Origin of the sequence: Micromonospora sp. WMMD710, assembly GCF_029626045.1 — a bacterium.
GTDB lineage: Bacteria > Actinomycetota > Actinomycetes > Mycobacteriales > Micromonosporaceae > Micromonospora.
The window spans coordinates 1,527,444-1,549,227 of the sequence record NZ_JARUBD010000001.1 but is presented as its reverse complement, the minus strand read 5'-3'; the positions used below and the strand labels follow the sequence as shown (position 1 = coordinate 1,549,227).

Sequence of the window (21,784 nt, the reverse complement as noted above, 5' to 3'; positions counted from 1 at the left end):
CACCGTCAGTCGGCGGCGCGTACCGTCTCACAACCGGCTCAACAGTCGACGCCGGCAGTGGCTTCCCGGGTGACCGGAATCCTCCGCCGGGCCAGCAGCACGGCGGCGCCGGGCAGGCTGGCGACCAGCACCAGCGCACCGTAGACGGTGGCGGTGGCGACGCCCTGGGCCGCGCTGAGTCCCGCCGCGCCGAACGCCCACGCGGCGACGCCCTCGCGCGGTCCGAAGCCGGCGATGTTCAGCGGCAGGCCCATGGCGAGCAGGGCGAGCAGCGTCAGCGGCAGCAGCCGGGACAGCGGGGCGTCCGCGCCGGCGGTGCGTGCCGCCACCAGGAAGGTGGCCAGGTGGCCGGCGACCATCACGGCGGAGGCGACCACCACACCGAACCAGGTGCGGCGCGCCAGCAACCCGGCGCGCACGTCGGCCACGGCGGTCCGCAGTGCCCGCACCCAGCGCGACCCACCGCCACCGGGCAGGGCCCGCGCCGCCAACACGGTGACCAGACCGCCCCCGACCAGCAGCGCGGCGGCGACCGGCAGGTACGACCGCACCGGTGACGGGAACGCGGCGAGCACCACCACCGCGACACCCACGAGGACGACCTGGCCGGCGGTCCGTTCCCAGATCACCGCGCGGATGCCCCGGCTGACGTCACCGGCGTCGCGGCCGTGGCGTACCGCCCGGTGCACGTCGCCGAGCACCCCGCCGGGCAGCGTGGCGTTGAGGAACACGGCCCGGTAGCAGTGCGCCACCGCGGTCGCCAGTGGCAGCCGCACACCCAGGCCACCGGCGACGAGGCTCCACCGCCAGGCCGCGCAGACCGTGGTGAGCACACCGATGACCAGCGCCGCGGCCAACGCCGGCGCGTCGATGAGCCGTACCCCGGCCAGGAACGGGCCGCTGCCCACCTGCCACAGCAGGACGGCGAGCAGACCCACCCCGCCGACCACTCGTGCCCAGGCCCAGACCACCGGCGCCGGCCTCCCCTTGAAGATCGTCCAGTTGCCCTAGTGCACGTACCCGGGGCACGAACAGTTCATCCGCCGGCGAGAAGGTCGCTGTGCTCCACCAGCACGGTGAGCCGGCCGGCAGCCGCGTCGGCCAGCCGGCGGTGGGCGTACGACCGGGTCGGGTCGAGCAGGTCCGGGCGCTGTTCGCACGCCGCACCCCACCAGCCCCGGAACCATTCGGCGGCCAGGTCGGCGTGCTGCGGTCCGAGCCGCCACGGGCTGGGCCGTTCCCGCACGTCGACGCCCCGGCGCGCGAACGCGGCGGCGGTGGCCGCGACGGCGTCCGGGCCGAGCAGCCGCCGGCCGTCGACGGTACGACGCTGATGGTCGTTGAACGCGGCCTGCACCGCCGTGTCCAGCGGGTCGGCCGGGGTGAGTTGGACCCGCCCGGTCACCGAGAGGGCGAACAGGGTGTGGCGGCCGGCGCAGGCGGCCGCCACCCGGTCGATCTCCTCGGCGGTGAGCATGTCCAGCAGCGCGGACGCGGTGATCAGGGCGGCGTCGGCCAGGTCGGTGGACGTCAGCCGGGTGAGGTCGCCGCAGCGGGTGCTGACGGTGACCGCGGCGCCGTCGGCGGCGGTCAGGCCGGTCATGTCGGCGGCGGCGCGGGCCAGCAGGTCGGCGTCCCGGTCGTGCAGGATCCAGTGCTGCGGGCCGGGCAGCCGGGCGGCCAGCCACCGGCCCATCGAACCGGTGCCGCTGCCCAGGTCGTGGATCACCGTCGGGCGCCCGCCGGTCAGCCGGGGTCGCACGGCGTCCACCAGATCCTCGGCGCGGGCCGCCGCGTCGGCGGGCTCGCGCAGCCGCAGCCAGTCGGCGAACGGCAGGGTCTCCTCGACGGTCATGCCGCCACCTCCTCCAGGACGGCGGCCAGCGACGCGGTCGTCACCGGCCAGTCGGTCAGGGTGTCGCGTCGGGCGAGGGCGGCGCGTCGCAGCCGGGCGCGCAGCGCGTCGTCGCCCAGCCAGCGGGCCAACGAGCCGGCCAGCGCGGCCGGGTCACCCGGGGCGACCAGCAGCCCCGGCAGGTCACCGTCGGGGGCGTGACCGAGCGCCTCCGGCAGGCCCCCCACGTCGGTGCCCAGCACCGGCAGGCCACGGGCCAGCGCCTCGGTGACGACCATCCCGTACGTCTCCCCGCGCGACGGCAGCACCAGCAGGTCGGCGCCGGCGTACGCGGCGTCCAGCGCCGCACCGGTCAGCGGTCCGGCCAGCCGGATCCGCTCGACGAGGCCCGCACCGGCCATCCGCGCGCGCAACCGGTGTACGAAGTCCGGCTCCCGGTCCAGCGTCCCCGCGCAGACCAGCGTCCAGCTCAGCCCGGCGAGCGTACACAGGGCGTCGACCAGCACGTCGTGGCCCTTGTGCCGGGCGACCGCCGCCACGCAGAGCAGCCGGTCACCGGCCGCGGAGCCGGGTGCGGGCGGCGCCGGCGTCACCCCCGGGGGCGCGGCCCTGATCCGGTCGGCGAGCAGCGGATGGCGGGCCACCAGCGCGCGGCGGGTCCACTCGCTGGTGGCGACGACGGCCCGCGCGGTGGCCAGCGCGCGGGCCTCGGCCTCGTCGTCGAACGGCAGGTGCACGAGGACGACCAGACGCAGCCGCCGGGCGTGCGGGGCGAGCAGATCCGGCACGGTCGAGGCGATCAGGCCGTCGAGCAGCACCACGGCGTCGTCCGGCAGGCCGGCGAGCAGCCCGGCCAGCTCCGCCCGGTCGGCCGGGGCGGGCCGCGGCCACGCGCCGGGCACCGGATGTTCCCGTACCGGCCAGCCCTGCTCGCCGAGCCCCGCGCAGATCCGCCGGTCGTAAAAGTTGCCGCCGCTGGGCGTGGCCGGGTCGTCGATGTCACCGGGCAGGACGACGTGCACCGTACGACCGGTCGTGACCGGCCCGCCGGCGGGCGCCACGCGGCCCGCGACGATCACAGCGACCGCCCGTAGCTGGCCCACGCGACGTGTGACTCGTGCAGGGTGACCGTGATGCCGGCCAACTCCCGCGCCCCCGCGCCCAGCTCGCCGGCGTGCACCCGGTCGGCCAACCGGTCGGCGACGGTACGGGCCAGCACCTCGGTGGTGGTGTTCACCCCGGTGAACGCCGCCTCGTCGTCGAGGTTGCGGTACGTCAGCTCGCCGAGCACCGCGCGCAACTGCTCGGTGGCCAGGCCGATGTCGACGACGATCCCGTCGGCGTCCAGGTCGGGTCGCCGGAACGTCGCGTCCACCACGAACGTCGCGCCGTGCAGGCGCTGGGCCGGGCCGAACACCTCGCCCCGGAAACTGTGGGCGATCATCATGTGATCCCGAACGGTCACGCTGAACACGGTCACTCCCCGTCGTCGTAGGTGATGAGGTGGCAGAGCGCGGGCAGGTTACCCGTGCTCAGGTTGGCGAGGACGTCGGGCAGGTCCGCGAACCTCGACGCGCCGGTGATCAGCGCGTCGAAGGCCGGGTCGTCGAGCAAATCCAGGGCGAGCGCCAGCCGGTCGGTGTAGCTGCGCCGTCCCCGTCGGGCGGGCGCCACCATGCCGACCTGGCTGCTGCGGACGGTCAGCCGTCCGGAGTGGAACGCCCCACCCAGGGACACCTGCACCTGGCGGTCGCCGTACCAGCTCAGCTCGATCACGGTGCCCTCGGGCCCGAGCAGGTCCAGGGAGCGTTGCAGACCGGCGGCGGTGGCACTGGCGTGCACCACCAGATCCCGGTCGCCGGTCGCGTCGTCCGGCTGGGCGAACCCGACGCCGAGCGCGCCGGCCACCCCGGCCCGGCGGGGGTCGGTGTCGACCAGTTCGACCTGTACGCCGGGGAACCGGGCGAGCAGCGCCGCGACGCAGCAGCCGACCATCCCGGCACCGACGACACTGACCCGGTCGCCGACCAGCGGCGCGGCGTCCCACAGGGCGTTGACGGCGGTCTCCACCGTGCCGGCGAGGACCGCGCGGGCGGGCGGCACGTCATCCGGCACCGGCACCACGTCGTCGACCGGCACGACGTACGCGCTCTGGTGCGGGTGCAGGCAGAACACCGTGCGTCCGAGCAGGTGCGCCGGACCCTGCTCGACCACGCCCACACTCAGGTAGCCGTACTTCACCGGGCCGGGGAAGTCACCCTCCTGGAACGGCGCGCGCATCGCGGCGTACTGGTCGGCGGGCACCCGACCGGCGAAGACCAGCGTCTCGGTGCCCCGGCTGACCCCGGAGTAGCGCGCCCGGACCAGCACCTCGTCGGGGCCCGGGGTGGGCAGCGACACCGGCCGGATCTCGGCCGTGCCGGGCTCGCGCACCCAGCAGGCGTACGCCTCGCGGATCACCGTCGCGCACCTCACCTTTGCTCCCGGCCGAACCGAACGGCCACTTTTTCCGTGTTCCCTGTCGGGGTCGTCGATCATAAACACGGAGGTACGGTGCCCACGGTTCGAAGTGGTCCGGCGATCGGGCTGAGCGCGCAACTGGCCGTGCTGGTGGCGCTGGCCGCCACCGTGGGGCTGGGCGGTGCGGGCTGGCTGGTCGGGACCGGCTACGCGGTGGTCACCTGCCTCGCGTTGAGTCGGGGTCTGCGCCGGGCCGGCGCGTCCCGCCTCGGCCCGGCCGACCGGGTGACGTTGACCCGGGCCGTCCTGGTCGGCGCGGTCACCGCGCTGGTGGTCGACTCGTTCGTCCGGCCCGCGCCGGTGGCCCTGCTGGTGGCGGTGAGCGCGGTGGCGTTGCTGCTGGACGCGGTGGACGGCCAGGTGGCGAGGCGCACCGGCACGGTGAGCGCGCTCGGCGCCCGCTTCGACATGGAGGTCGACGCGTTCCTCATCCTGGTGCTCAGCGTGTACGTGGCACCGTCGACCGGCGCGTGGGTGCTGGCGATCGGCGCGATGCGGTACGCGTTCGTCGCGGCCATGGCGGTGCTGCCGTGGCTGAATGGATCGCTGCCGCCGCGCTTCTGGCGCAAGGTGGTGGCCGCCGCGCAGGGCGTCCTGCTGGCCGTGGCCGCGGCCCGGGTGCTGCCGCAGCCGTGGACCACGCTGGTGCTGGTGGCGGCGTTGGCGCTGCTGGTGGAGTCGTTCGGCCGGGACGTGGCGTGGCTGTGGCGCCACCGCCCGGCGCACCGGCGGCCCCGGCCGGCGTCGGTCCCCGTCACGGTGGCGCCGGCGAGGGTCACCGCGCCGCGCGTGCCCGCGCCGGTGGCACTGCCGCTGCTGCCGTCGGGCGGGCACACGCCGGTCGTCGTGCCGCCGCTGGTGCCGGTGCGCGCGATGGCGGCCCGCTCGGGCGCTACGGTCCACTCCGACTGGAGGCTGTGATGACCCTTCCCGACCGGTTACGCCGGCTGGCCAGCCGGCTGCGCCCCCGCTCCGCCGTGGCCGGCGACGCGCCTGGGCGTACCCCCGGGGTGTCGCCCGCGCGGCGCGGCCGTGCGCGGCGGGCGCTGGCGCCGGTGGGCGCGGTGCTGGCGGTGGTGCTGGTGTACGCCGTCCTGGTCGGCCCGGACCGGCTCGGCGAGTTGACGCCCGGCGCGTTCCTGCGCATCCCGCTGGAGGGGCTGCTCGTCGCCGCGCTGCTGCTGGCGCTGCCGGCGCGACCCCGGCGGGTGGTGGTGGCCGTGGGCGGGCCGCTGCTCGGCCTGCTGGCCATCGTCAAGCTCGCCGACCTGGGTTTCCGCACGGCCCTCGACCGGCCCTTCGACCTGGTGCTGGACTGGTTGCTGCTGGACGACGCGTTCGGTTTCGTCCGGGACTCGGCCGGTCGGGCCGGTGCGGTCGGCGCGGCTGTCGGCGCGGTGCTGCTGATCGGCGTGCTGTTGCTGACGGTGACGGTGGCGCTGCGGCGGTTCGGTGCGCTGCTGGTCGGCCACGAGCGGGTGGCGACCCGGGTGGTGGCCGCGCTGACCGTCGCGTGGGTGGTCTGCGCCGTCGTGGGGGTGCGGATCGTTCCGGGCGTGCCGGTGGCCGACGCCGGCGTCACGACGCTCATCGGCGCGCACGCCGACCAGGTCGACGCGCGACTGCGCGACCGTGGACGGTTCACCGCCCAGATCGCCGCCGACCCGTTCCAGGACGTGCCCGGTGACCAGCTGCTCACCGGGTTGCGCGGCAAGGACGTCGTCCTCGCGTTCGTGGAGAGCTACGGACGCGACGCCGTGGAGGATCCGGAGCTGGCGCCGCAGGTCAACGCGGTGCTCGACGGCGGCACCGAGCGGCTGCGCGCGGCCGGGTACGACTCCCGCAGTGGCTTTCTCACCTCCCCCACCTTCGGCGGCGGCAGTTGGCTGGCGCACGACACGCTGCTGTCCGGGTTGTGGACGGACAACGAGCAGCGGCACCGCAGTCTGCTGGCCAGTGACCGGCTCACCCTCAACGGCGCGTTCCGACGGGCCGGCTGGCAGACCGTCGGGGTGCTGCCGGCGGCCACCCAGCCCTGGCCGGAGCGGGGTTTCTTCTCCTACGACCGCTACTACGACGCCGAGGCGCTCGGCTACCGGGGGCCGAAGTTCAGCTACGCCCCGATGCCCGACCAGTACACGTTGTCGTTCTTCCAACGGCAGGTCCGCGCCGACGCGGACCGCCCGATCATGGCGGAGATCCCCCTGATCTCCAGCCACTCCCCGTGGACGGCGGTGCCCCGGATGATCGCCTGGGACCAGGTCGGGGACGGCTCGGTCTACCACGACCAGGCGACGGAAGACGGCGGCGACGCCGATGACACCGGCCGGGCCCGGGCCGGATACCGGCAGGCCATCGCGTACTCCCTGGAGGCGTTGGTCTCCTACGTGCAGACGTACGGGGACGACGACCTGGTGCTGGTCTTCGTCGGCGACCACCAGCCGGCACCGGTGGTCACCGGCGAGGGGGCCAGCCGGGACGTGCCGATCACCATCGTCGCGCGGGACCGGGCGGTGCTGGACCAGGTCGCGGGCTGGGGCTGGCAGCCGGGGCTGCGGCCGGGACCGGACGCTCCGGTGTGGGCGATGGACACCTTCCGGGACCGGTTCCTGACCACGTTCGGGTCGTCGACGCGGCCGCTGGCCGCGCCCCGCTGATCCGCGTCGGCCGACCAACGGCTGACGGGTCGGGCCGGAGGGGAACCGGTCCGGCCCTCGCGGCATGTCACCGCCCACCGGGCCGCAAGGTCGCTGACATTCCGGTGATCATCGCTCAATCGGAGGACGTGGGCGCTGCGGGGCGGGCGCGGACGTGCAGTCGTTCCCCCTGCGGGCCGTAGAGGCTGAGGGCCTCGGCCGTGCCGGGGCCGGGGTTGAGGATGAGGTGCGGGACGCGGGTGTCGAATTCGGCCACCTCGCCCGGCGTCAGGATCAGGTCGCGGTCACCGAGCACCAGGCGCAGCCGACCGGAGAGCACGTAGAGCCACTCGTACCCCTCATGGGTCTGTGGGGTTCGGCCCCCGGCGGACGGGTCCGGCGGGAAGATCTGCTTGAACGCCTGCAGGCCGCCCGGTCGGCGGGTCAGCGGCAGGTACGTGACGCCGTGGATGACGATCGGTTTGGGGCGTATCCGGGGGTCGCCGGTGGCCGGAGCGTCCACCAGCTCGTCCAACGCCACCTGGTACGCCCGGGCCAGCGGGAGCAGCAGTTCCAGGGTGGGCCGGCGGGTGCCGGACTCCAGCCGGGAGAGGGTGCTCACCGAGATGCCGGTCAGGTCGGCGAGCTGGGTCAGCGTGGTCCCCCGCTGGTGGCGCAGGGCGCGCAGCCGGGGGCCGACGGCCGCCAGCGCGGCGGAGTCCTCGTTTGCCATAACGGCAAGGATACTTGCCACCTAGCCGGCGTCGACGGATGGTGGGTTGAGCCAACAGACCAAGGGAGCGACCGGTGGACGAGACATACGACGTGGTGGTGGTGGGCGGCGGCGCCGCGGGGCTCAGTGCAGCCCTGGCGCTCAGCCGGGCCCGGCGGTCGGTGCTGGTCATCGACTCGGGTGAGCCGCGCAACGCGCCGGCCGGCCACGTGCACAACTACCTGGGACGGGAGGGCACGCCGCCGGGCGAGCTGCTCGCGATCGGGCGGGCCGAGGTGACCGGGTACGGCGGACAGTTCCGCACCGGACGGGTGGAGGCCACGAGCCGCGACGACGACGGCTTCCGGCTCACGCTCGACGACGGGAGCGCGGTGCGGGCCCGCCGGCTGCTGGTGGCCACCGGGCTGACCGACGAGCTGCCCGACGTCCCCGGGCTGGCGCAGCGGTGGGGCCGCGACGTGCTGCACTGCCCGTACTGTCACGGCTGGGAGGTCCGGGACCGGCGCGTCGGCGTGCTGGCGACCGGCCCGATGGCCGCGCACCAGGCCGAGATGTGGCGACAGTGGAGTTCCGACGTGCTGCTCCTGCTGCACGACGCCCCCGCACCGGACGAGGAGACGGCCGAACGCCTGGCCGCGCGGGGCGTCGCGGTGGTGCCCGGACCGGTCGCCGCGCTGGAGGTGACCGGGGACGCGCTCACCGGCGTACGCCTCGCCGACGGTCGGGTCGTGGCACTGGACGCGGTCGTCGTCGGGACCCGGACGACCCCGCGCGCCGACCTGCTGGTCGGGCTGGGCCTCGCCCCGGAGGAGGTGACGATGGGCGAGCACGTCATCGGCGCCCAGATCCCGGCCGATCCCACCGGCGCGACGACCGTCGCGGGCGTCTGGGTGGCGGGCAACGTCGCCGACATCCGGGGACAGGTCATCACGTCCGCCGCGGCCGGGCTCACCGCCGGAGCGGCGATCAACGCCGACCTGATCGCCGAGGACACCCGCGCGGCGGTGGCCGCCTACCGGCAGATGGTGGCCACGACGTTCGAGCAACCGGCGTGGGAGGAGCGGTACCGGTCCAAGCCGGCGGTGTGGAGCGGTCGGCCGAACCCGCAGCTGGTCGCCGAGGTCGCCGACCTGCCCCCGGGACGGGCGATGGACGTGGGCAGCGGCGAGGGCGCCGACGCGGTGTGGCTGGCCGAGCGGGGCTGGCGGGTGACCGCGGTGGACATCTCGACCACAGCGCTGGCGCGCGCCGCCGAGTACGCCGACACCGCCGGCGTCGGCGACCGCATCGAGTTCACGCACGCCGACCTGCGCGAGAAGCCGCCGGCCGAGGCGGCGTACGACCTGGTGTCCGCACAATTCATGCACCTGCCCCCGGTGCAGCGCCGGGAGCTGTTCGCCCGGCTGGCCGCCGCGGTCGCTCCGGGCGGGGTCCTGCTGATCGTCGGGCACCATCCGTCGGACCTGTGGGCGTCGGCGCACCGACTGCACATGCCGGACATGATGTACACGGCCGAGGACGTGGCCGCCGACCTGGACCCGTCCCGCTGGGAGATCCTGGACACCGAGGCCCGCCCCCGCGAGATCACCAACCCCGAAGGCACCACCACAACCCACCACGACGCCGTTCTGCTGGCCCGCCGCCGCTAGCCCCACCCCACCCCCGCCTGCGTCGATCATGGAGTTGTGCTGGGTGACAAAGCCGGCGGATGACGATCTTCCGGGCACCACAAGTCCACGATCGACGCAGGCGGGGGTTGGCGGGGGCGGGGGCTTCGCACGAGGGTGGGCTCGGCGGTAGCGTTGCGCCACACTCACGGACCGCCGGCCCTGGCGCCCGATCGTACGGAGGATGGTGCATGTCCATCGGCGCTGAGCCGCTCGCGGTACGCGACGACGCGGCCTCGCGGCCGAGCTTCGAGCTCGCCCTGCGCGGCTACGACAAACGCCAGGTCGACCGGCACCTGGAGCAGCTCGACGGTCAGCTCACCATGCTCAGCAAGGAGCACGGTCAATCGGCCGTCCGGGTCCGTGAACTGACCGCCGAGGTGCAGCGCCTTCGGGCCGAGCTGGCCGGTCTGCAGGAACAACCGGTGCAGGTGGACCGGGCCTCGTTCCAGGATCTGGGACCCATGGTCGGCGAGATCATGGCTCTCGCCGAGAAGCAGGCCGCGATGATCACCGAGTCGGCCACCGACCGGGCCAACGAGCTGCGTACCGAGGCGGAGCGCATCCTCCACGACACCCGTGAACGGGCCGCCCAGGCACGCCAGGACCTCGCCGAGGAGCTGGCGACCCGGCGCACCGAGCAGGAGCAGGCCCACGAGGAGCGGCGCAACCTGGCCGAGGCCGAACTGACCGCGATCCGCGAACACGCGGAGCAGCTGCGCGCCGACGGTGAGGCGGCACACGAGCGCGCCCAGCACGAGGCGAAGCGGATCACCGAGCAGAGCGCGCAGCAGCTCAACCAGACCAGGGTGGCCGCCGACGCATTGATGAAGTCGGCCCGTACCCAGATCCAACAGGAGTTGCAGGCGGCCCGCGCCAAGAACCAGCAGGAGATGGCGCAGTGGCAGGCCGGCGTGGAGCGGGAGGTCAACGAACGGCGGGCCGCCGTCGAGCAGGAGATCGCCGAGCAGCAGGCCGCCGCCGAGCAGGAGTTGGCCGAGCAGCGCAGCGGCACCGAGCAGCAGATCGCCGCGCTGCTGGCGGAGGCGCAGCAGCACGTCACCGAGCTGCGCAACCGGGCCGACGAGCAGGCCGCCAGCCACCAGGAGCAGCTCACCGCGTTGCAGCAGGAGATCGCGGAGCGCCGGCAGGAGGCCGCGCAGCTCAACGCCGAGGTGGACACCGCCGGCCAGCAGCTCGCCGAGATCCGTGCGGAGGGCGAGGCGCTGGAGAACGAGCTGTCCCGGATGCAGCAGCGGCTCAGCGAGGTCCGCCGGGACCTCACCGCCGAGAGCGCCCGGCTGGACGAGGCCCGGCGCGCCGGGGACTCCGCCGAGCGGCACGCCAAGGAGGTACGTGCCCGGGTGCAGCGGGAGGCCAAGCGGGTCGCCGACCTCGCCGCCGCCGCGGTCATGGCCGCGGCAGCCGGCGGTACGGAGACCGCGGAGTATCCGATGGTGGGTACCCGCTCCGACCGACCCACACTGGACCGCCTGGACCGGCCCACCCTGGACCGCCCCACCCTGGACCGCCCCACCCTGGACCGGCCCACCCTGGACCGGCCCACTCTCGACCGGCCCACTCTGGACCGGCCCGCCCTCGACCGGATCGCCATCGACCGCCCCGCCGTTGACCAGCCCGCGCAGGACCAGGCTCGTGTCGACCAGCCGGCCGACGACCACCCGCATGCCGAACAGCCGGCCGACGACCACGCTCGCGCCGACCGGCCGGTGGTCGACCACGCACACGCGGACGACGCACACGTCGACCGCGCACAGGTCGACGACGCACCCGTCGAGCACGCACCCGGCGAGCCCGTACACGTCGAGCCCGTACCCGTCGAGCAGCCGGTCGATGACCGGGCCGACACCGAGCGGCCCGGCGGGTCGGGCGGGCCGGCGGCCGACGACGTCCGGCCGACCTACCCACGGCGCATCGGCACCGACACGCCCACGCCGGTGCCGTTCCTGGCCTTCGGGCAGCCGGTGAGCGAGAACGGCACGGCCCGACACTGACCTCGGCCGGCGAACGCCGGCGGGCAGGGCCCGCAGCCATGCTCGGTGATCTGGTGCGGAAAAGGAGGTCAGGAACGGGCCTGGGACCTCCTTCTCCGCACCTGATCACGCTCAGGAGCCGCAGCGGGAACGCGGGCGGATTCTGCCCGGAACCGGGGCGACGGTCTCCTCGGAGCTGACAGGCTGGGCGGGTCGTCGCGCACCGGCGGCGACCCGCCGGCCTGATGCCCCTCAGCTGCTCTCCCGCGAGGACCCCGACGTGAGCGACGCCGTGCTGCGGGTCTTCCTCGACGACGGCATCGACGTACGGGTCGCCATGACGGTCGCCCGGGTGGATCGTGACGCCGACGGCACCGCCCGGGTGACCCTGGACGACGGCAGCGTGGTGACCGGGGACGACGTGCTGGTGGCGGCCGGTCGGGCACCGGTCACCGACGGGCTCGGCCTGGAGACCGCTGGCGTCCAGCTCAGCGAGCGGGGCTTCGTGGTGGTCGACGAGCACCTGCGGACCACCGCCGAGCGGACCTGGGCGGCCGGGGACGTCGCGGGCAGCCCGCAGTTCACGCACGCCTCGCTGGACGACTACCGGATCATCCGGGCGAACCTCGCGGGCGAGCGTCGCAGCACCGCCGGCCGGCTGATTTCGTACACCGTCTTCACCACCCGGAGCTGGCGCGGGTCGGGCTCAGCGAGACCGAGGCGCGCCGCGCCGGGTATGACGTCCAGGTGGCGCGTCTGCCCGTCGCCGCGATCCCGCGGGCGCGCACCCTGCGCCAGACCGAGGGCATGTGGAAGGCGGTGATCGACGCCGGCACCGACCGGATCCTCGGCGTGGCGCTGCTCGGCGCCGAGGCCGGGGAGGTGGTCACCTCGGTGCAGGTGGCCATGCTCGCCGGGATGCCGTGGACCGCCCTGCGGGACGCCGTCATCACCCATCCGACCATGGCCGAGGGCCTCAATCTGCTCTTTGCCTCGCTCCAGGCCCGCCCGGTGCGCTGACGCCGGCCGGCCTCAACCGGCGATCTCGTCGCGTACCCGCTGCTGGAAGGCGCGGGCCTGGCCGCCGGTCGGCGGCGGACCGCCGTGCCGCGCGGCGAGCGCCCGGCGGATCACCCCGGGCGCGACGCCTGCGTCGAGCAACCGCTGCCCGGCCGCCACCTTCGCCAACCAGACGCCGTCGCGGTGGCGCACCAGCGAGCGGCAGGCGCCGAGGACGGCGTCCTCCGCACCCGGAGCGGGCCGGTCGTCGGGCGGGGTCGGTAGCGCCAGCCACCAGGACAGCGCCTCGATCAGCAGGCGACGCAGGTCGGCCGGGGCCAGGTCGGCGAAGACCTCCCCCGCCGGTGGCCCGAGCAGCGGCAGACCGCTCTGGTGCAGGATGCTGCGGTCCAGCCCGTACCAGAATCGGCCGTCGGCGGCCGGCCGCTCGGCCGGGTCGAGGGTGCACCGGAACGGCATCGTGGCACCCGTGTTCAGCTCGACCTCGAAGCCTGGCTCCGGGGTGCCGGAGGCGGCCACCGCGCGTCGGTAGGCGACCAGCTCCAGCCCACGCGCCGGGCAGGGCAACGCCTCGTGCCGAAGCCGCGCCACCAGCTCCCGCCTGGCCACCCCGGTCAACGGCCCGGCGCAGACCAACGCCACGTCCACGTCGCTGCGGCCGGGCTGGTACGCGCCGAGCCCCACCGAGCCGGCCGCGTACGCGCCGACCAGGTCGTCGCCGAGCACGTCCCGGGCAGCGGCGACCAGGTCGGCGAGGTAGCGCTGAAGATCCGAGTCCACGCCCTCATCGTGGCGTGCGGACGGCGCCGGCCCGCAGCCGGGTCTATCCCGCGTACAGCAGCAGCAGGCCGGCGACGGTGTACGCGACCATCAGCGCCAGCAGGGGCAGCTGGCCGGCGACCGCCCGGGCCCGGGGGAACAGGTACAGGGCGCGGTCGTGGGCGAGCAGGGTGCCGATCAGGTGCCCGAGGATGATGACGGTGATCTGGAGGGTGGCCACCCCGGAGGGTGTGACCAGGCCGGTGTGCGGCTGCCAGCCGGCGGTGCCGAGCCAGTTGGCACCGGTGCCGAGCGGGTCGGACAGCAGCGCGACGGTGCGCTGGCCCTCCAGGATCAGCAACGAGTAGTAGTGCGCCACCACGTACCCCACGGCGATCGGCACGATGGAGTGGGCGATCTCGCCCGGCACGTCACGGGCCTGAACCGGTCCGGCGCCGCCGATACGGGCCGCGGCGCCGGTGGCGGCGAGGTACGCGATGGCGACGGCGGCGATGACCAGCGTCAGCCCGGCGCTGCCGGTGACCGCCGGGGGCAGGCCGTTCTCCTGGGTGAAGCGCAGCCAGCCGGGCGCGTTGGAAAGGCTGTCGTACATGGTGGAGCCCAGCAGCACGACCACCACGGCGACCAGCCCGGGGCGCGGTCGCAGGCCGGCCATGCCGTCGAGGGGGTTGCGCCACACCAGCACACCGTCGGCGGCCCGGCCGATCGGGGCGAGCTGACCGATCAGCGTGCTGTACGCCTCGAACGGGTCGGCCCGGTCGAACCAGCCGGAACCGAACAGCGCGGCCCCGACCAACAGGACCACGGCGTACCCGGCGAGCCAGGCGGTGATCACCGGCAGGGTGGCCCGGTCGGGTGCGACCAGTTCCAGCCAGACGAAGCAGAACAGGGTGCCGGCGGCCGGCCAGATCCCGACGCCGGCCGGCAGGTCGCGGACGCCGCGCTCCGGGTCGCGCCGTGCCGCGAGTGCGGCCAGCAGGTGCAGGGTTCGCAGCGGGTTGACGGCCCGCCAGACCGGGCCGAGCAGCAGCGACGCGGGCGCCAGCCCGACCCAGAGCAGCACGTAGAGAGCGCCCGCCGTCGGGTTGTCGGCGGTGTCCGGGCCGGCCAGGCCCAGGCCGAACCAGGCGGCGGCGAGCAGGCCGAGCCCGCGCAGCGCCCACCGGACGGCGGGCGCGTCGACGAGGCCGGCCAGCCAGCGCGGCACCGGACGGCCGCCGGTCGCGTCCCGGTCGAGTCGCGGCTCTCGCCAGAGCAGACCCAGCGCGAGGAACGTGACGACGAGGGTCAACGCGGCGGCGACGACGAGCTGCGGCAGGGTGATCGGCAGGTCCTGCCGCCCGCCGACGCCGTGCGCCAGCAGCGTGGGAGTGGCGGTCATTCCGCTCAGCGGACGACGAGCTGGAACAGCACCAGCTCGGTCTCGTGGGTCTCCACCTCGAACAGCCCGGTCTTGTCGGCGCGGAACTCCACCGAGCCGGGTGCGCCGGCCGGCAGCCGGGCGCCCAGGTCGTACCCGTGCACGTGCAGCTCGTCGGAGACGTCCGACGTGACCGTGATCCGGACCAGCTCGCCCTTACCGACGGTGACCCGCCCGGTCGGCGGGTCGATCCGCCGCTTCGCGATCTTCACGGTGATCTCCCGGTCCACGGCCGGGGTGCTGGTGGTGGCGGCCGGCGTCGGGCTCACCGCCGCCGTGGTGGCGGCGCTCGGCGGGGCCGCGGACGTCGGTGCCGCCGAGGGGGTGGCCACGGACGGGTCGTCGTCCTGCCCGCACCCGGTGGCGAGCACGGCGGTGAGCAGGGCAGCGGTGAGGACGACGGACGTGCGGGCGGCGGGGGTACGGACGAGCACGGGCGGACTCCGAACGACGCGAGGGGGACGGGGGTCGGACAGATCGTCGGGGATGAGAACTCTACGTCTTGTTCGCCGGCGGGGAAATGACCATGATGAACGAATGCGATCGAGGCTGGTCACTGTCCGTAACGTCCTGACCCGAGCCGCGGTGGCGGTGGCCGCGACGGCGGTGGTGTCGCTGCTGCTGCCCGCGGCGCCGGCGTTCGCACACGGCCAGTTGGCGACCTCCACCCCGCTGACCGGCACCGTGGTGCGCGAGCCGCTGGCACAGGTCGCGTTGTACTTCACCGAGAAGCCGGCCGCCAACGCCCACTTCACCATCACCGGGCCGAACGGGTCGCGGGTGGACAATGGCTGGTCGTTCGGTGAGCCGAAGCGCCTGGACAAGCCCATCACGGAGTACTTCATGGTCAACGGGGTGTTCGAGCCCCGGCTGTACCACACCGGCTTCCCGGCCGTGGTGACCGTGGCGCACTGGCCGGCGAAGGGCAAGTACACCGCGACCTACCTCTCCGTCGCCTCCGACGGTGAGGAGGTGCGGGGTGCCGTCACGTTCGACTACCAGGGCCCGGGCACGGCGGCGCCGGCCGGTTGGACGGCACCCACGAACGGCCCGGAGCCGGCGCTGCTCGCGCTGGCCGAGGGCGAGCACTCGGCGTCCGCCGCGCCGGCCACGACCGGTGCGCCGGTGGCGGAGCCGACCGCGCCGTCGCCGTCCGAGGGTGGGCTGCCGCCGTGGCTGCTACCCGCCGGCCTGGTGGTGGTCGTGGGCGCGATCATCGTGGTGGCGGCCCGGCGCAGGCCCGCCCCGGGTCGGCCGACCGGCGCCGCGCGTCGACCCCGGGGCGCCACCCGCCAGTCCGGCGGCACCTCACGCCAACGTGGCGGCTCGAGCCGCAAGCCGGCACGCCGTGGCCGACGCTAGGGCTTTCGCTGACCGACGTTCCGGGCGATGAGCGGACCAAAGCCGCGAACTTTCGTACGGACATCGGGAACTTTTGATGTATCGACGCGAAGCCATGGACAGCCTCATCGAAACACCCTAATGTCTCGACCCATCAACCCGGTGTTTCCGAATCGTCACTCGTCGGCGTCGAGGACGTTACGGAGCCGGGCCGGCGGCCACCGCCTCACACCACTGCTTGCACGCCGGCCGTCGGACACTCCGATCCCCTCCTGGAGGAACGATGGGCACACGGCTGCTACGCCGACTCCGCAGTCCCCTCCTGGGTGCGCTGGCACCCGTCCTCGCGGGTGGCCTCTGGGCCGCCCCGGCCAGCGCCGCCCCCGAGCAGGAACCGGGCGTCACGCTGCGCGTCTTCGACGTGCAGGTGCCGCTCTCCGAGATCTGCACGCTCAAGCCCGCGCAGACCCCGAACGTGGACAAGCTGATGTCCACGATCAACTGGACGTCGACGGCCGACTTCGGCTTCGACAACTACTTCGTCTCGCAGGTCCTCGGCAACATCACCATCTCCCAGGCCGGCAGCTACACGTTCCGGCTTAGCAGCGACGACGGGTCCACGCTGTCGATCGACAACACCGTGGTGATCAACCACGACGGTCTGCACGGCGCCACCCCACCCAAGGAGGGCACCGTCACCCTCGCGGCCGGCCTGCACCCGCTGCGTATCGACCACTTCGAGCGGGACGGCGGGCAGCAGATCACCCTGGAGTGGAGGACGCCCGGCTCGTCGTCGTTCGTGGTCGTACCGAACTCGGTGCTGAGCACCGACGCGGGCGTGGTCCGGGTGACCGCGCCGGGCCGCAAGGAGTGCGAGGGGGTCACCGACTCCCCCGGCGACGGCCTGCCACTGACCGGGGTGCACCCCGGTTACACGTTGACGAACCTGCGGCCCAGCGGCTTCCAGCCGAAGGTCACCGGGATGGACTGGCTGCCCGACGGCCGGCTGGTCATCTCGACCTGGGGCGGCAGCGACCAGTCCGGCACCTCCCAGGACGGCGAGGTGTGGATCCTCGGCAACACCGGCGGTACGACCACGCCGGGCGCGGTGACCACCAAGAAGATCGCCGGTGGCCTCAAGGAGCCGATGGGGCTCAAGGTCGTCGACGGGGTGGTCTACGTCTCGGAGAAGCAGCGGCTGACCCGGCTGGTGAGCACCACCGGTGACGAGGTGGCCGAGCGCCTGGACACCGTCGCCACCTGGCCGTACGGCGGCAACTTCCACGAGTTCGCCTTCGGCCTGCTCTACGCCGACGGGTTCTTCTACCTGAACCTGTCGGTGTCGATCAATTCCGGCGGCGCGACCACCAACCCGCAGCCCGCCGTCAACCGGGGCACCACCCTGAAGGTCAACAAGGACACCGGCGCGGTCAGCTACGTCGCCGGCGGCCTGCGCACCCCGCACGGCATCGGATGGGGCCCCGAGGGCGGCATCTTCGTCACCGACAACCAGGGCGGTTGGCTGCCCTCGTCGAAGCTGCTGCACATCAAGCAGGGTCGCTTCTTCAACCACTTCACCGACCCGGCCGGCCCGTTCGACGCCAACCCGGTCACCGCCCCGGTGCTCTGGATGCCGCAGAACGAAATCGCCAACTCGCCGAGCACGCCGATGTACCTGACCAGCGGCCGCTACGCCGGCCAGTTCGTCATCGGCGACGTCACCTACGGCGGTCTCCAGCGGGCCAATGTGGAGAAGGTCAACGGCGAGTACCAGGGTGCCCTGTTCCGGCTCACCCAGGGCCTGGAGGCGGGCGTCTCCGAGGTCAACGTCGGCCCGGACGGCGCGATCTACGTCGGTGGGCTCGGCGCGGGCGGCAACTGGGGCCAGACCGGCAAACTGTCGTACGGCCTGCAGAAGCTCACCCCGAACAGCACCACCGCGTTCGAGATGCTGGCGATGCGGGCCACCACCGCCGGTTTCGAGGTGGAGTACACCCAGCCCGTGTCGGCGGAGACCGCCGCCGACCTGGCCGCGCACTACAAGGTCAAGCAGTGGCGGTACCAGCCGACCGCCAGCTACGGCGGCCCGAAGATCGACGAGGAGACGCTGACGGTCAGCTCGGCCACCCTCTCGGCGGACGGCCGGAAGGTGACCCTCGCCGTGGACGGCCGCAAGGCCGGGCGGGTCGTCTATCTGCGCTCGCCGCGCCCGTTCACCTCCACCAGCGGCCAGTCTCTGTGGAGCACCGAGGCGTGGTACACGCTGAACGCCATCCCGGGTGTCACCCCGCCGCCGACCGGCACCAACCTGGCGCTCAACAAGACGGCCACCGCGGACAGCTCCTGCTCGGCGACCGAGGGCCCGGCCAAGGCCGTCAACGGCAGCGTGTCCGGCGGGAACGGCGACAAGTGGTGCTCGAAGGGCACCGCGAAGTACCTCCAGGTCGATCTGGGCACCACCCACGCGGTGAACCGGGTCGTGGTCAAGCACGCCGGGGCGGGCGGTGAGAACACCGCCTGGAACACCCGGGACTTCACGGTCGCGTCCAGCCCCGACGGCACGACTTGGACCACCCGGGCCACGGTGGCCGGCAACACGGCGAGCACCACCACACACGACGTGGTCGCACCGGGCACCCGCTACGTCCGTCTGACCATCACCGCGCCGACCAGCACCACCGATCCGGCCGCCCGCATCTACGAACTGGAGGTGTACGCCGGTGCCAGCGGCGTGCCGGGCAGCATCACCGGCGTCGGCGGCAAGTGCCTGGACGTCGACAACGCGGGAACCGCCGACGGCACGAAGATCCAGCTCTGGACCTGCAACGGCACCGCCGCGCAGTCGTGGAGCCGGGTCGGCGACACCTACCGGGTCCTCGGCAAGTGCCTGGACGTCGACAACGCGGGAACCGCCGACGGCACGAAGGTGCAGTTGTGGACGTGCAACGGCACCGGCGCGCAGGTGTGGCAGCCGCAGTCCGACGGGTCGATCCGTAACCCGCAGTCGGGCAAGGTCCTGGAGGCGGCCGGCGGCGGCACGACCGACGGCACCCAGATCCAGATCGGCACCAGTTCCGGCGGCGCGCACCAGAAGTGGGTGGTGAACGCCAGCTAGCACCGATGGCGGGGTCTGACCGGCAGACGGTCAGGCCCCGCCCCGGACGGTCAGGGACCGTGCGGCAGCGGCTGCGCCAACGCCCGCAGGTCCGCCGGGAGTTGGGACAGCGCGTCCTCGAACTCCCGGTGCCCGACCACCCGGTGCATCGTCTGGAGGACGGCCCGGGTGCCCCGCTCGGCGGCGGGCCGGTCGACGCCGGCGCGGTCGGCCACCCTGCGCAGGAACTCGTCGAAGCCGAACGCCTCCGGCGGCTCGGCGGCCTTGACCAGCAGCGGGCTCAGCTCGTTGGCCAGGTGGGGTGCGAGCGCCGCGGCCTCCCCGCCGCTCAGTCGCTCGGTGAGGGTACGCAGGACCGCCTCGGTCAGCGGACGCGCCTGCTCCGGCGACACATTCGCCCGTGCGGCAACCTTGTCGACGAACGTCAGCTCGGCCATACCCCCGCCTCTCGGTCCGTAAGGCGCGTGGCTACCCGAGCCCGGCGGCGACAAACCCGGCACATTCTGTTCGTTGCTCCGCGCCACCCCGACCCCGTCTCGTACGGTGGGGTGGACCGGGAAACGGCGGCTGCCCGAGGGCGGCCCGCGGCGCAGGAGGAGCAGATGGCGGTCGACCTGCCCGACGTGATCGACCGGTACTTCCGGGCCATCGACGACGGCGACCTGGACGCCTTCGTCGCCTGCTTCGCCGACACGGCGAGTGTGGCCGACGAGGACCGGCTCTACGACGGGCGGGCGTCGATCCGTGCCTGGCGGCAGAAGACGATGGACAGCTACTCGTACACGGCCGAACCGCTGCGGGTCACGCCGCAGGCGGGCGACTCGTATCAGGTGCTCGCCCGGGTGAGCGGCACTTTTCCCGGCAGTCCGGTCGAGCTGCAGTACCGGTTCACTGTGCGCGACGGCCTGATCGGCGCCCTGGACATCCGCCCGTAGCACGCGGCGGGTCCGCCCGACAGGAGGAGACGGCGTGTCGCGAGTCTGGCTCATCACCGGTTGTTCCACCGGCCTCGGTCGGGCGCTCGCCGAGGCCGTGCTGGCCGACGGCGACCGGCTCGTCGCCACCGCCCGCAACCCGACGCAGCTCGCCGACCTCGCCGACCGGTACGGCGACCAGGTCCGGACGGTGTCTCTCGACGTCACCGACCCCGCCGCGGCCCGGACCGTGGTCAGCGACGCGGTGGACGCCTTCGGCAGACTGGACATCCTGGTGAACAACGCCGGGTACGCCGACGTCGCCGCGATCGAGGACATCTCGGAGGACGCGTTCCGGGCGCAGATCGAGGCCAACTTCTTCGGGGTGGTCAACCTGTCCCGGGCCGCCCTGCCGCCGATGCGCGAGCAGCGGCGTGGGCACATCGTCCAGGTCTCCAGTGTCGGCAGCCGGGTGGCGAGCATCGGGTTGGGCGCGTACCAGGCCGCCAAGTGGGCGGTGAGCGGCTTCTCCGGCGTGCTCGCCAGGGAGGTCGGGTCGTTCGGGATCCGGGTCACCGCGGTCGAGCCGGGTGCCCTGCGGACCGAGTGGGCCGGATCGTCGATGAGCGCGTTGCCGATCAGCGAGCCGTACCGGCCGGTCATCGAGCCGGCCGTCGAGCGCCTGCGTCAGGCCAACGGCACCCAGCCGGGCGATCCCGCCCGCGCCGCTCAGGCGATCATCCAGATCACCCGGGTCGACGACCCGCCGGCGCGGCTGCTGCTCGGCGCCGACGCCGTGGCGGGCGCGACCGCGGCGGCCGACGCCCTCGCCGCCTCCGACGCGCGGTGGCGCGAGCTGAGCGAGTCCATCGTCTTCGACGCCAGGTCCTGACCGGGAGCGCGCCGAGCGGATCGGACGGGTCGCTGTTGATCACCGCCGAACGGACGACACGGTCCACCCGGCGGCGGGTGACATGATGTGCCGACAACAGCCGACTCGACGAGGAAGGGTGCTGCTGCCCGATGCCCCACTTCGAGGCCCGGACGTCCACGGCGCCCGGGCGGATCGTGGTCACCCTGATCGGCGAGTGTGACCTGGCCGCCCGGGACGAGCTGACCACGGTACTGGCCTCGGCGGTACGCGGCGCACCGGTCGTGGTGGTCGACGTGGGCGGGTTGCGGTTCCTCGACTCCACCGGCCTGCACACCCTGGTGACGGCCCATCGGGCGGCGCGCGCGGACGGCCGGCGGCTCTACGCGGTCAACGCCGCCGGGGCGGTCGCCACCCTGCTGGACATCACCGGCGTGGGCGACCTGCTGAGCCCACCCGCCGACGATTCGCGGCTGGCGGGCTGATGGCGGCCGACCGACGGGAGACCGTGACCGAGCAGCCCACGTCCACCCCGGTGACGGACACCATGGCGTACCGGGTGGCGACCGACCTGCGTGCGTTGCGCGCGTTCGTCTGCGCCGGTGCCCTGGCCCGGGGTCTGCCGCCCGAGCGAGTCGACCTGCTGGCGCTTGCCGTGAGTGAGCTGGCCACGAACACGTTGCAGCACACCACCGGCGGCGGCCAGGTCCGGCTGTGGGCCGAGGCGGGTCACCTGTTCTGCGACATCGTCGACCAGGGGCCGACGCGGTCGTTCGGTCGGGCCATGCCGGCCGCCGAGGCGGTACGGGGTCGGGGGCTCGCCATCGTCGAGCAGGTCTGCGACGAGGTCGCGGTGTTCGGCACGCCGGAGGGGACCGTCGTGCGGATCCGGCTGGGTCTGTGACCCGCCCGGGGGCG

The 21,784-nt window shown here is 73.8% G+C and carries 20 protein-coding genes and 2 pseudogenes; 12 read left to right on the top strand and 10 right to left on the bottom strand.

All coding sequences use genetic code 11. The features are described 5' to 3' along the window. Window positions 1-38 precede the first annotated feature (38 nt). From O7620_RS07015 to O7620_RS06995, 5 genes are all read right to left on the bottom strand, one after another. Window positions 39-971: a lysylphosphatidylglycerol synthase transmembrane domain-containing protein gene (locus O7620_RS07015; RefSeq protein WP_278122373.1), complete on the bottom strand. Its 933-nt coding sequence runs from the start codon at window positions 969-971 to the stop codon at window positions 39-41. Window positions 972-1,036: 65 nt separating this feature from the next. After that, on the bottom strand, window positions 1,037-1,855 hold the full coding sequence (locus O7620_RS07010; RefSeq protein ID WP_278122372.1) for an SAM-dependent methyltransferase: 819 nt from the start codon (window positions 1,853-1,855) through the stop codon (window positions 1,037-1,039). Further along, complete coding sequence (locus tag O7620_RS07005; RefSeq protein WP_278126891.1) at window positions 1,852-2,931, bottom strand: glycosyltransferase family 4 protein; 1,080 nt, start codon at window positions 2,929-2,931, stop codon at window positions 1,852-1,854. Before O7620_RS07005 ends, O7620_RS07010 begins: the two co-directional genes overlap by 4 nt. Further along, complete coding sequence (locus O7620_RS07000; protein ID WP_151490277.1) at window positions 2,931-3,329, bottom strand: 6-carboxytetrahydropterin synthase; 399 nt, start codon at window positions 3,327-3,329, stop codon at window positions 2,931-2,933. Before O7620_RS07000 ends, O7620_RS07005 begins: the two co-directional genes overlap by 1 nt. Before the next feature lie 2 nt (window positions 3,330-3,331). Further along, entirely contained in the window at window positions 3,332-4,315 is a 984-nt protein-coding gene (locus tag O7620_RS06995; RefSeq protein WP_278122371.1) for an NAD(P)-binding protein, read from the bottom strand. Between the two features lie 93 nt (window positions 4,316-4,408). On the opposite strand from O7620_RS06995, the pseudogene O7620_RS06990 reads away from it, so the two are divergent. Next, window positions 4,409-5,098 (top strand): annotated as a pseudogene (locus O7620_RS06990) (CDP-alcohol phosphatidyltransferase family protein); the annotation flags it as partial. A gap of 197 nt (window positions 5,099-5,295) precedes the next feature. Beyond that, window positions 5,296-7,032, top strand: coding sequence for a sulfatase-like hydrolase/transferase (locus O7620_RS06985; RefSeq protein ID WP_278122369.1), 1,737 nt, complete (start codon window positions 5,296-5,298; stop codon window positions 7,030-7,032). A 115-nt stretch (window positions 7,033-7,147) separates the two neighbouring features. On the opposite strand, the gene O7620_RS06980 is transcribed toward O7620_RS06985, so the two are convergent. After that, window positions 7,148-7,744, bottom strand: a complete 597-nt coding sequence (locus O7620_RS06980) for an XRE family transcriptional regulator (RefSeq protein ID WP_278122368.1) — start codon at window positions 7,742-7,744, stop codon at window positions 7,148-7,150. Between the two features lie 74 nt (window positions 7,745-7,818). Here O7620_RS06980 and O7620_RS06975 point away from each other — a divergent pair, with 74 nt between their 5' ends. The 4 genes and pseudogenes from O7620_RS06975 to O7620_RS06960 all read left to right on the top strand — a co-directional run bounded on the left by O7620_RS06975 (window position 7,819) and on the right by O7620_RS06960 (window position 12,425). Beyond that, the gene (locus O7620_RS06975) at window positions 7,819-9,393 is read left to right on the top strand and encodes a bifunctional NAD(P)/FAD-dependent oxidoreductase/class I SAM-dependent methyltransferase (RefSeq protein WP_278122367.1); all 1,575 of its coding nucleotides are present in this window, start codon (window positions 7,819-7,821) and stop codon (window positions 9,391-9,393) included. Between the two features lie 209 nt (window positions 9,394-9,602). After that, complete coding sequence (locus O7620_RS06970; protein ID WP_278122366.1) at window positions 9,603-11,426, top strand: hypothetical protein; 1,824 nt, start codon at window positions 9,603-9,605, stop codon at window positions 11,424-11,426. Window positions 11,427-11,685: 259 nt separating this feature from the next. After that, window positions 11,686-11,943 (top strand): annotated as a pseudogene (locus O7620_RS06965) (FAD-dependent oxidoreductase); the annotation flags it as partial. A gap of 8 nt (window positions 11,944-11,951) precedes the next feature. Then, on the top strand, window positions 11,952-12,425 hold the full coding sequence (locus O7620_RS06960) for a hypothetical protein (protein ID WP_347403788.1): 474 nt from the start codon (window positions 11,952-11,954) through the stop codon (window positions 12,423-12,425). 12 nt (window positions 12,426-12,437) lie between these two features. Here the strand turns inward: O7620_RS06960 and O7620_RS06955 are convergent, their stop codons facing one another. The 3 genes from O7620_RS06955 to O7620_RS06945 are packed head-to-tail and all read right to left on the bottom strand — an operon-like array spanning window position 12,438 to window position 15,059. Beyond that, window positions 12,438-13,205 (bottom strand): nucleotidyltransferase domain-containing protein, encoded by a 768-nt coding sequence (locus O7620_RS06955; RefSeq protein ID WP_278122365.1) that lies wholly within the window; start codon window positions 13,203-13,205, stop codon window positions 12,438-12,440. 43 nt (window positions 13,206-13,248) lie between these two features. Further along, entirely contained in the window at window positions 13,249-14,586 is a 1,338-nt protein-coding gene (locus O7620_RS06950) for a hypothetical protein (protein WP_278122364.1), read from the bottom strand. A gap of 5 nt (window positions 14,587-14,591) precedes the next feature. After that, complete coding sequence (locus tag O7620_RS06945) at window positions 14,592-15,059, bottom strand: hypothetical protein (RefSeq protein WP_278122363.1); 468 nt, start codon at window positions 15,057-15,059, stop codon at window positions 14,592-14,594. Window positions 15,060-15,162: 103 nt separating this feature from the next. On the opposite strand from O7620_RS06945, the gene O7620_RS06940 reads away from it, so the two are divergent. Together O7620_RS06940 and O7620_RS06935 are read left to right on the top strand one after the other, a co-directional pair. Further along, window positions 15,163-15,987: a copper resistance protein CopC gene (locus tag O7620_RS06940; RefSeq protein WP_278122362.1), complete on the top strand. Its 825-nt coding sequence runs from the start codon at window positions 15,163-15,165 to the stop codon at window positions 15,985-15,987. A 262-nt stretch (window positions 15,988-16,249) separates the two neighbouring features. Continuing rightward, a complete protein-coding gene (locus tag O7620_RS06935; protein ID WP_278122361.1) occupies window positions 16,250-19,081 on the top strand; it encodes a ricin-type beta-trefoil lectin domain protein in 2,832 nt (943 codons plus the stop codon). Window positions 19,082-19,131: 50 nt separating this feature from the next. Here the strand turns inward: O7620_RS06935 and O7620_RS06930 are convergent, their stop codons facing one another. After that, a complete protein-coding gene (locus O7620_RS06930; RefSeq protein ID WP_151491950.1) occupies window positions 19,132-19,518 on the bottom strand; it encodes a DUF2267 domain-containing protein in 387 nt (128 codons plus the stop codon). Between the two features lie 165 nt (window positions 19,519-19,683). Between O7620_RS06930 and O7620_RS06925 the strand changes: the two genes are divergently transcribed. From O7620_RS06925 to O7620_RS06910, 4 genes are all read left to right on the top strand, one after another. After that, window positions 19,684-20,016 carry a nuclear transport factor 2 family protein gene (locus tag O7620_RS06925; RefSeq protein ID WP_278122360.1) on the top strand — a complete coding sequence of 111 codons (333 nt, stop codon included), beginning with the start codon at window positions 19,684-19,686 and terminating at the stop codon, window positions 20,014-20,016. Between the two features lie 34 nt (window positions 20,017-20,050). Next, entirely contained in the window at window positions 20,051-20,887 is an 837-nt protein-coding gene (locus O7620_RS06920) for an oxidoreductase (protein WP_151491952.1), read from the top strand. Window positions 20,888-21,018: 131 nt separating this feature from the next. Further along, a complete protein-coding gene (locus O7620_RS06915) occupies window positions 21,019-21,351 on the top strand; it encodes an STAS domain-containing protein (RefSeq protein ID WP_151491953.1) in 333 nt (110 codons plus the stop codon). Further along, entirely contained in the window at window positions 21,351-21,770 is a 420-nt protein-coding gene (locus tag O7620_RS06910; RefSeq protein WP_151491954.1) for an ATP-binding protein, read from the top strand. The genes O7620_RS06915 and O7620_RS06910 overlap by 1 nt, the downstream gene beginning before the upstream one ends. The last annotated feature ends 14 nt before the right edge of the window (window positions 21,771-21,784 follow it).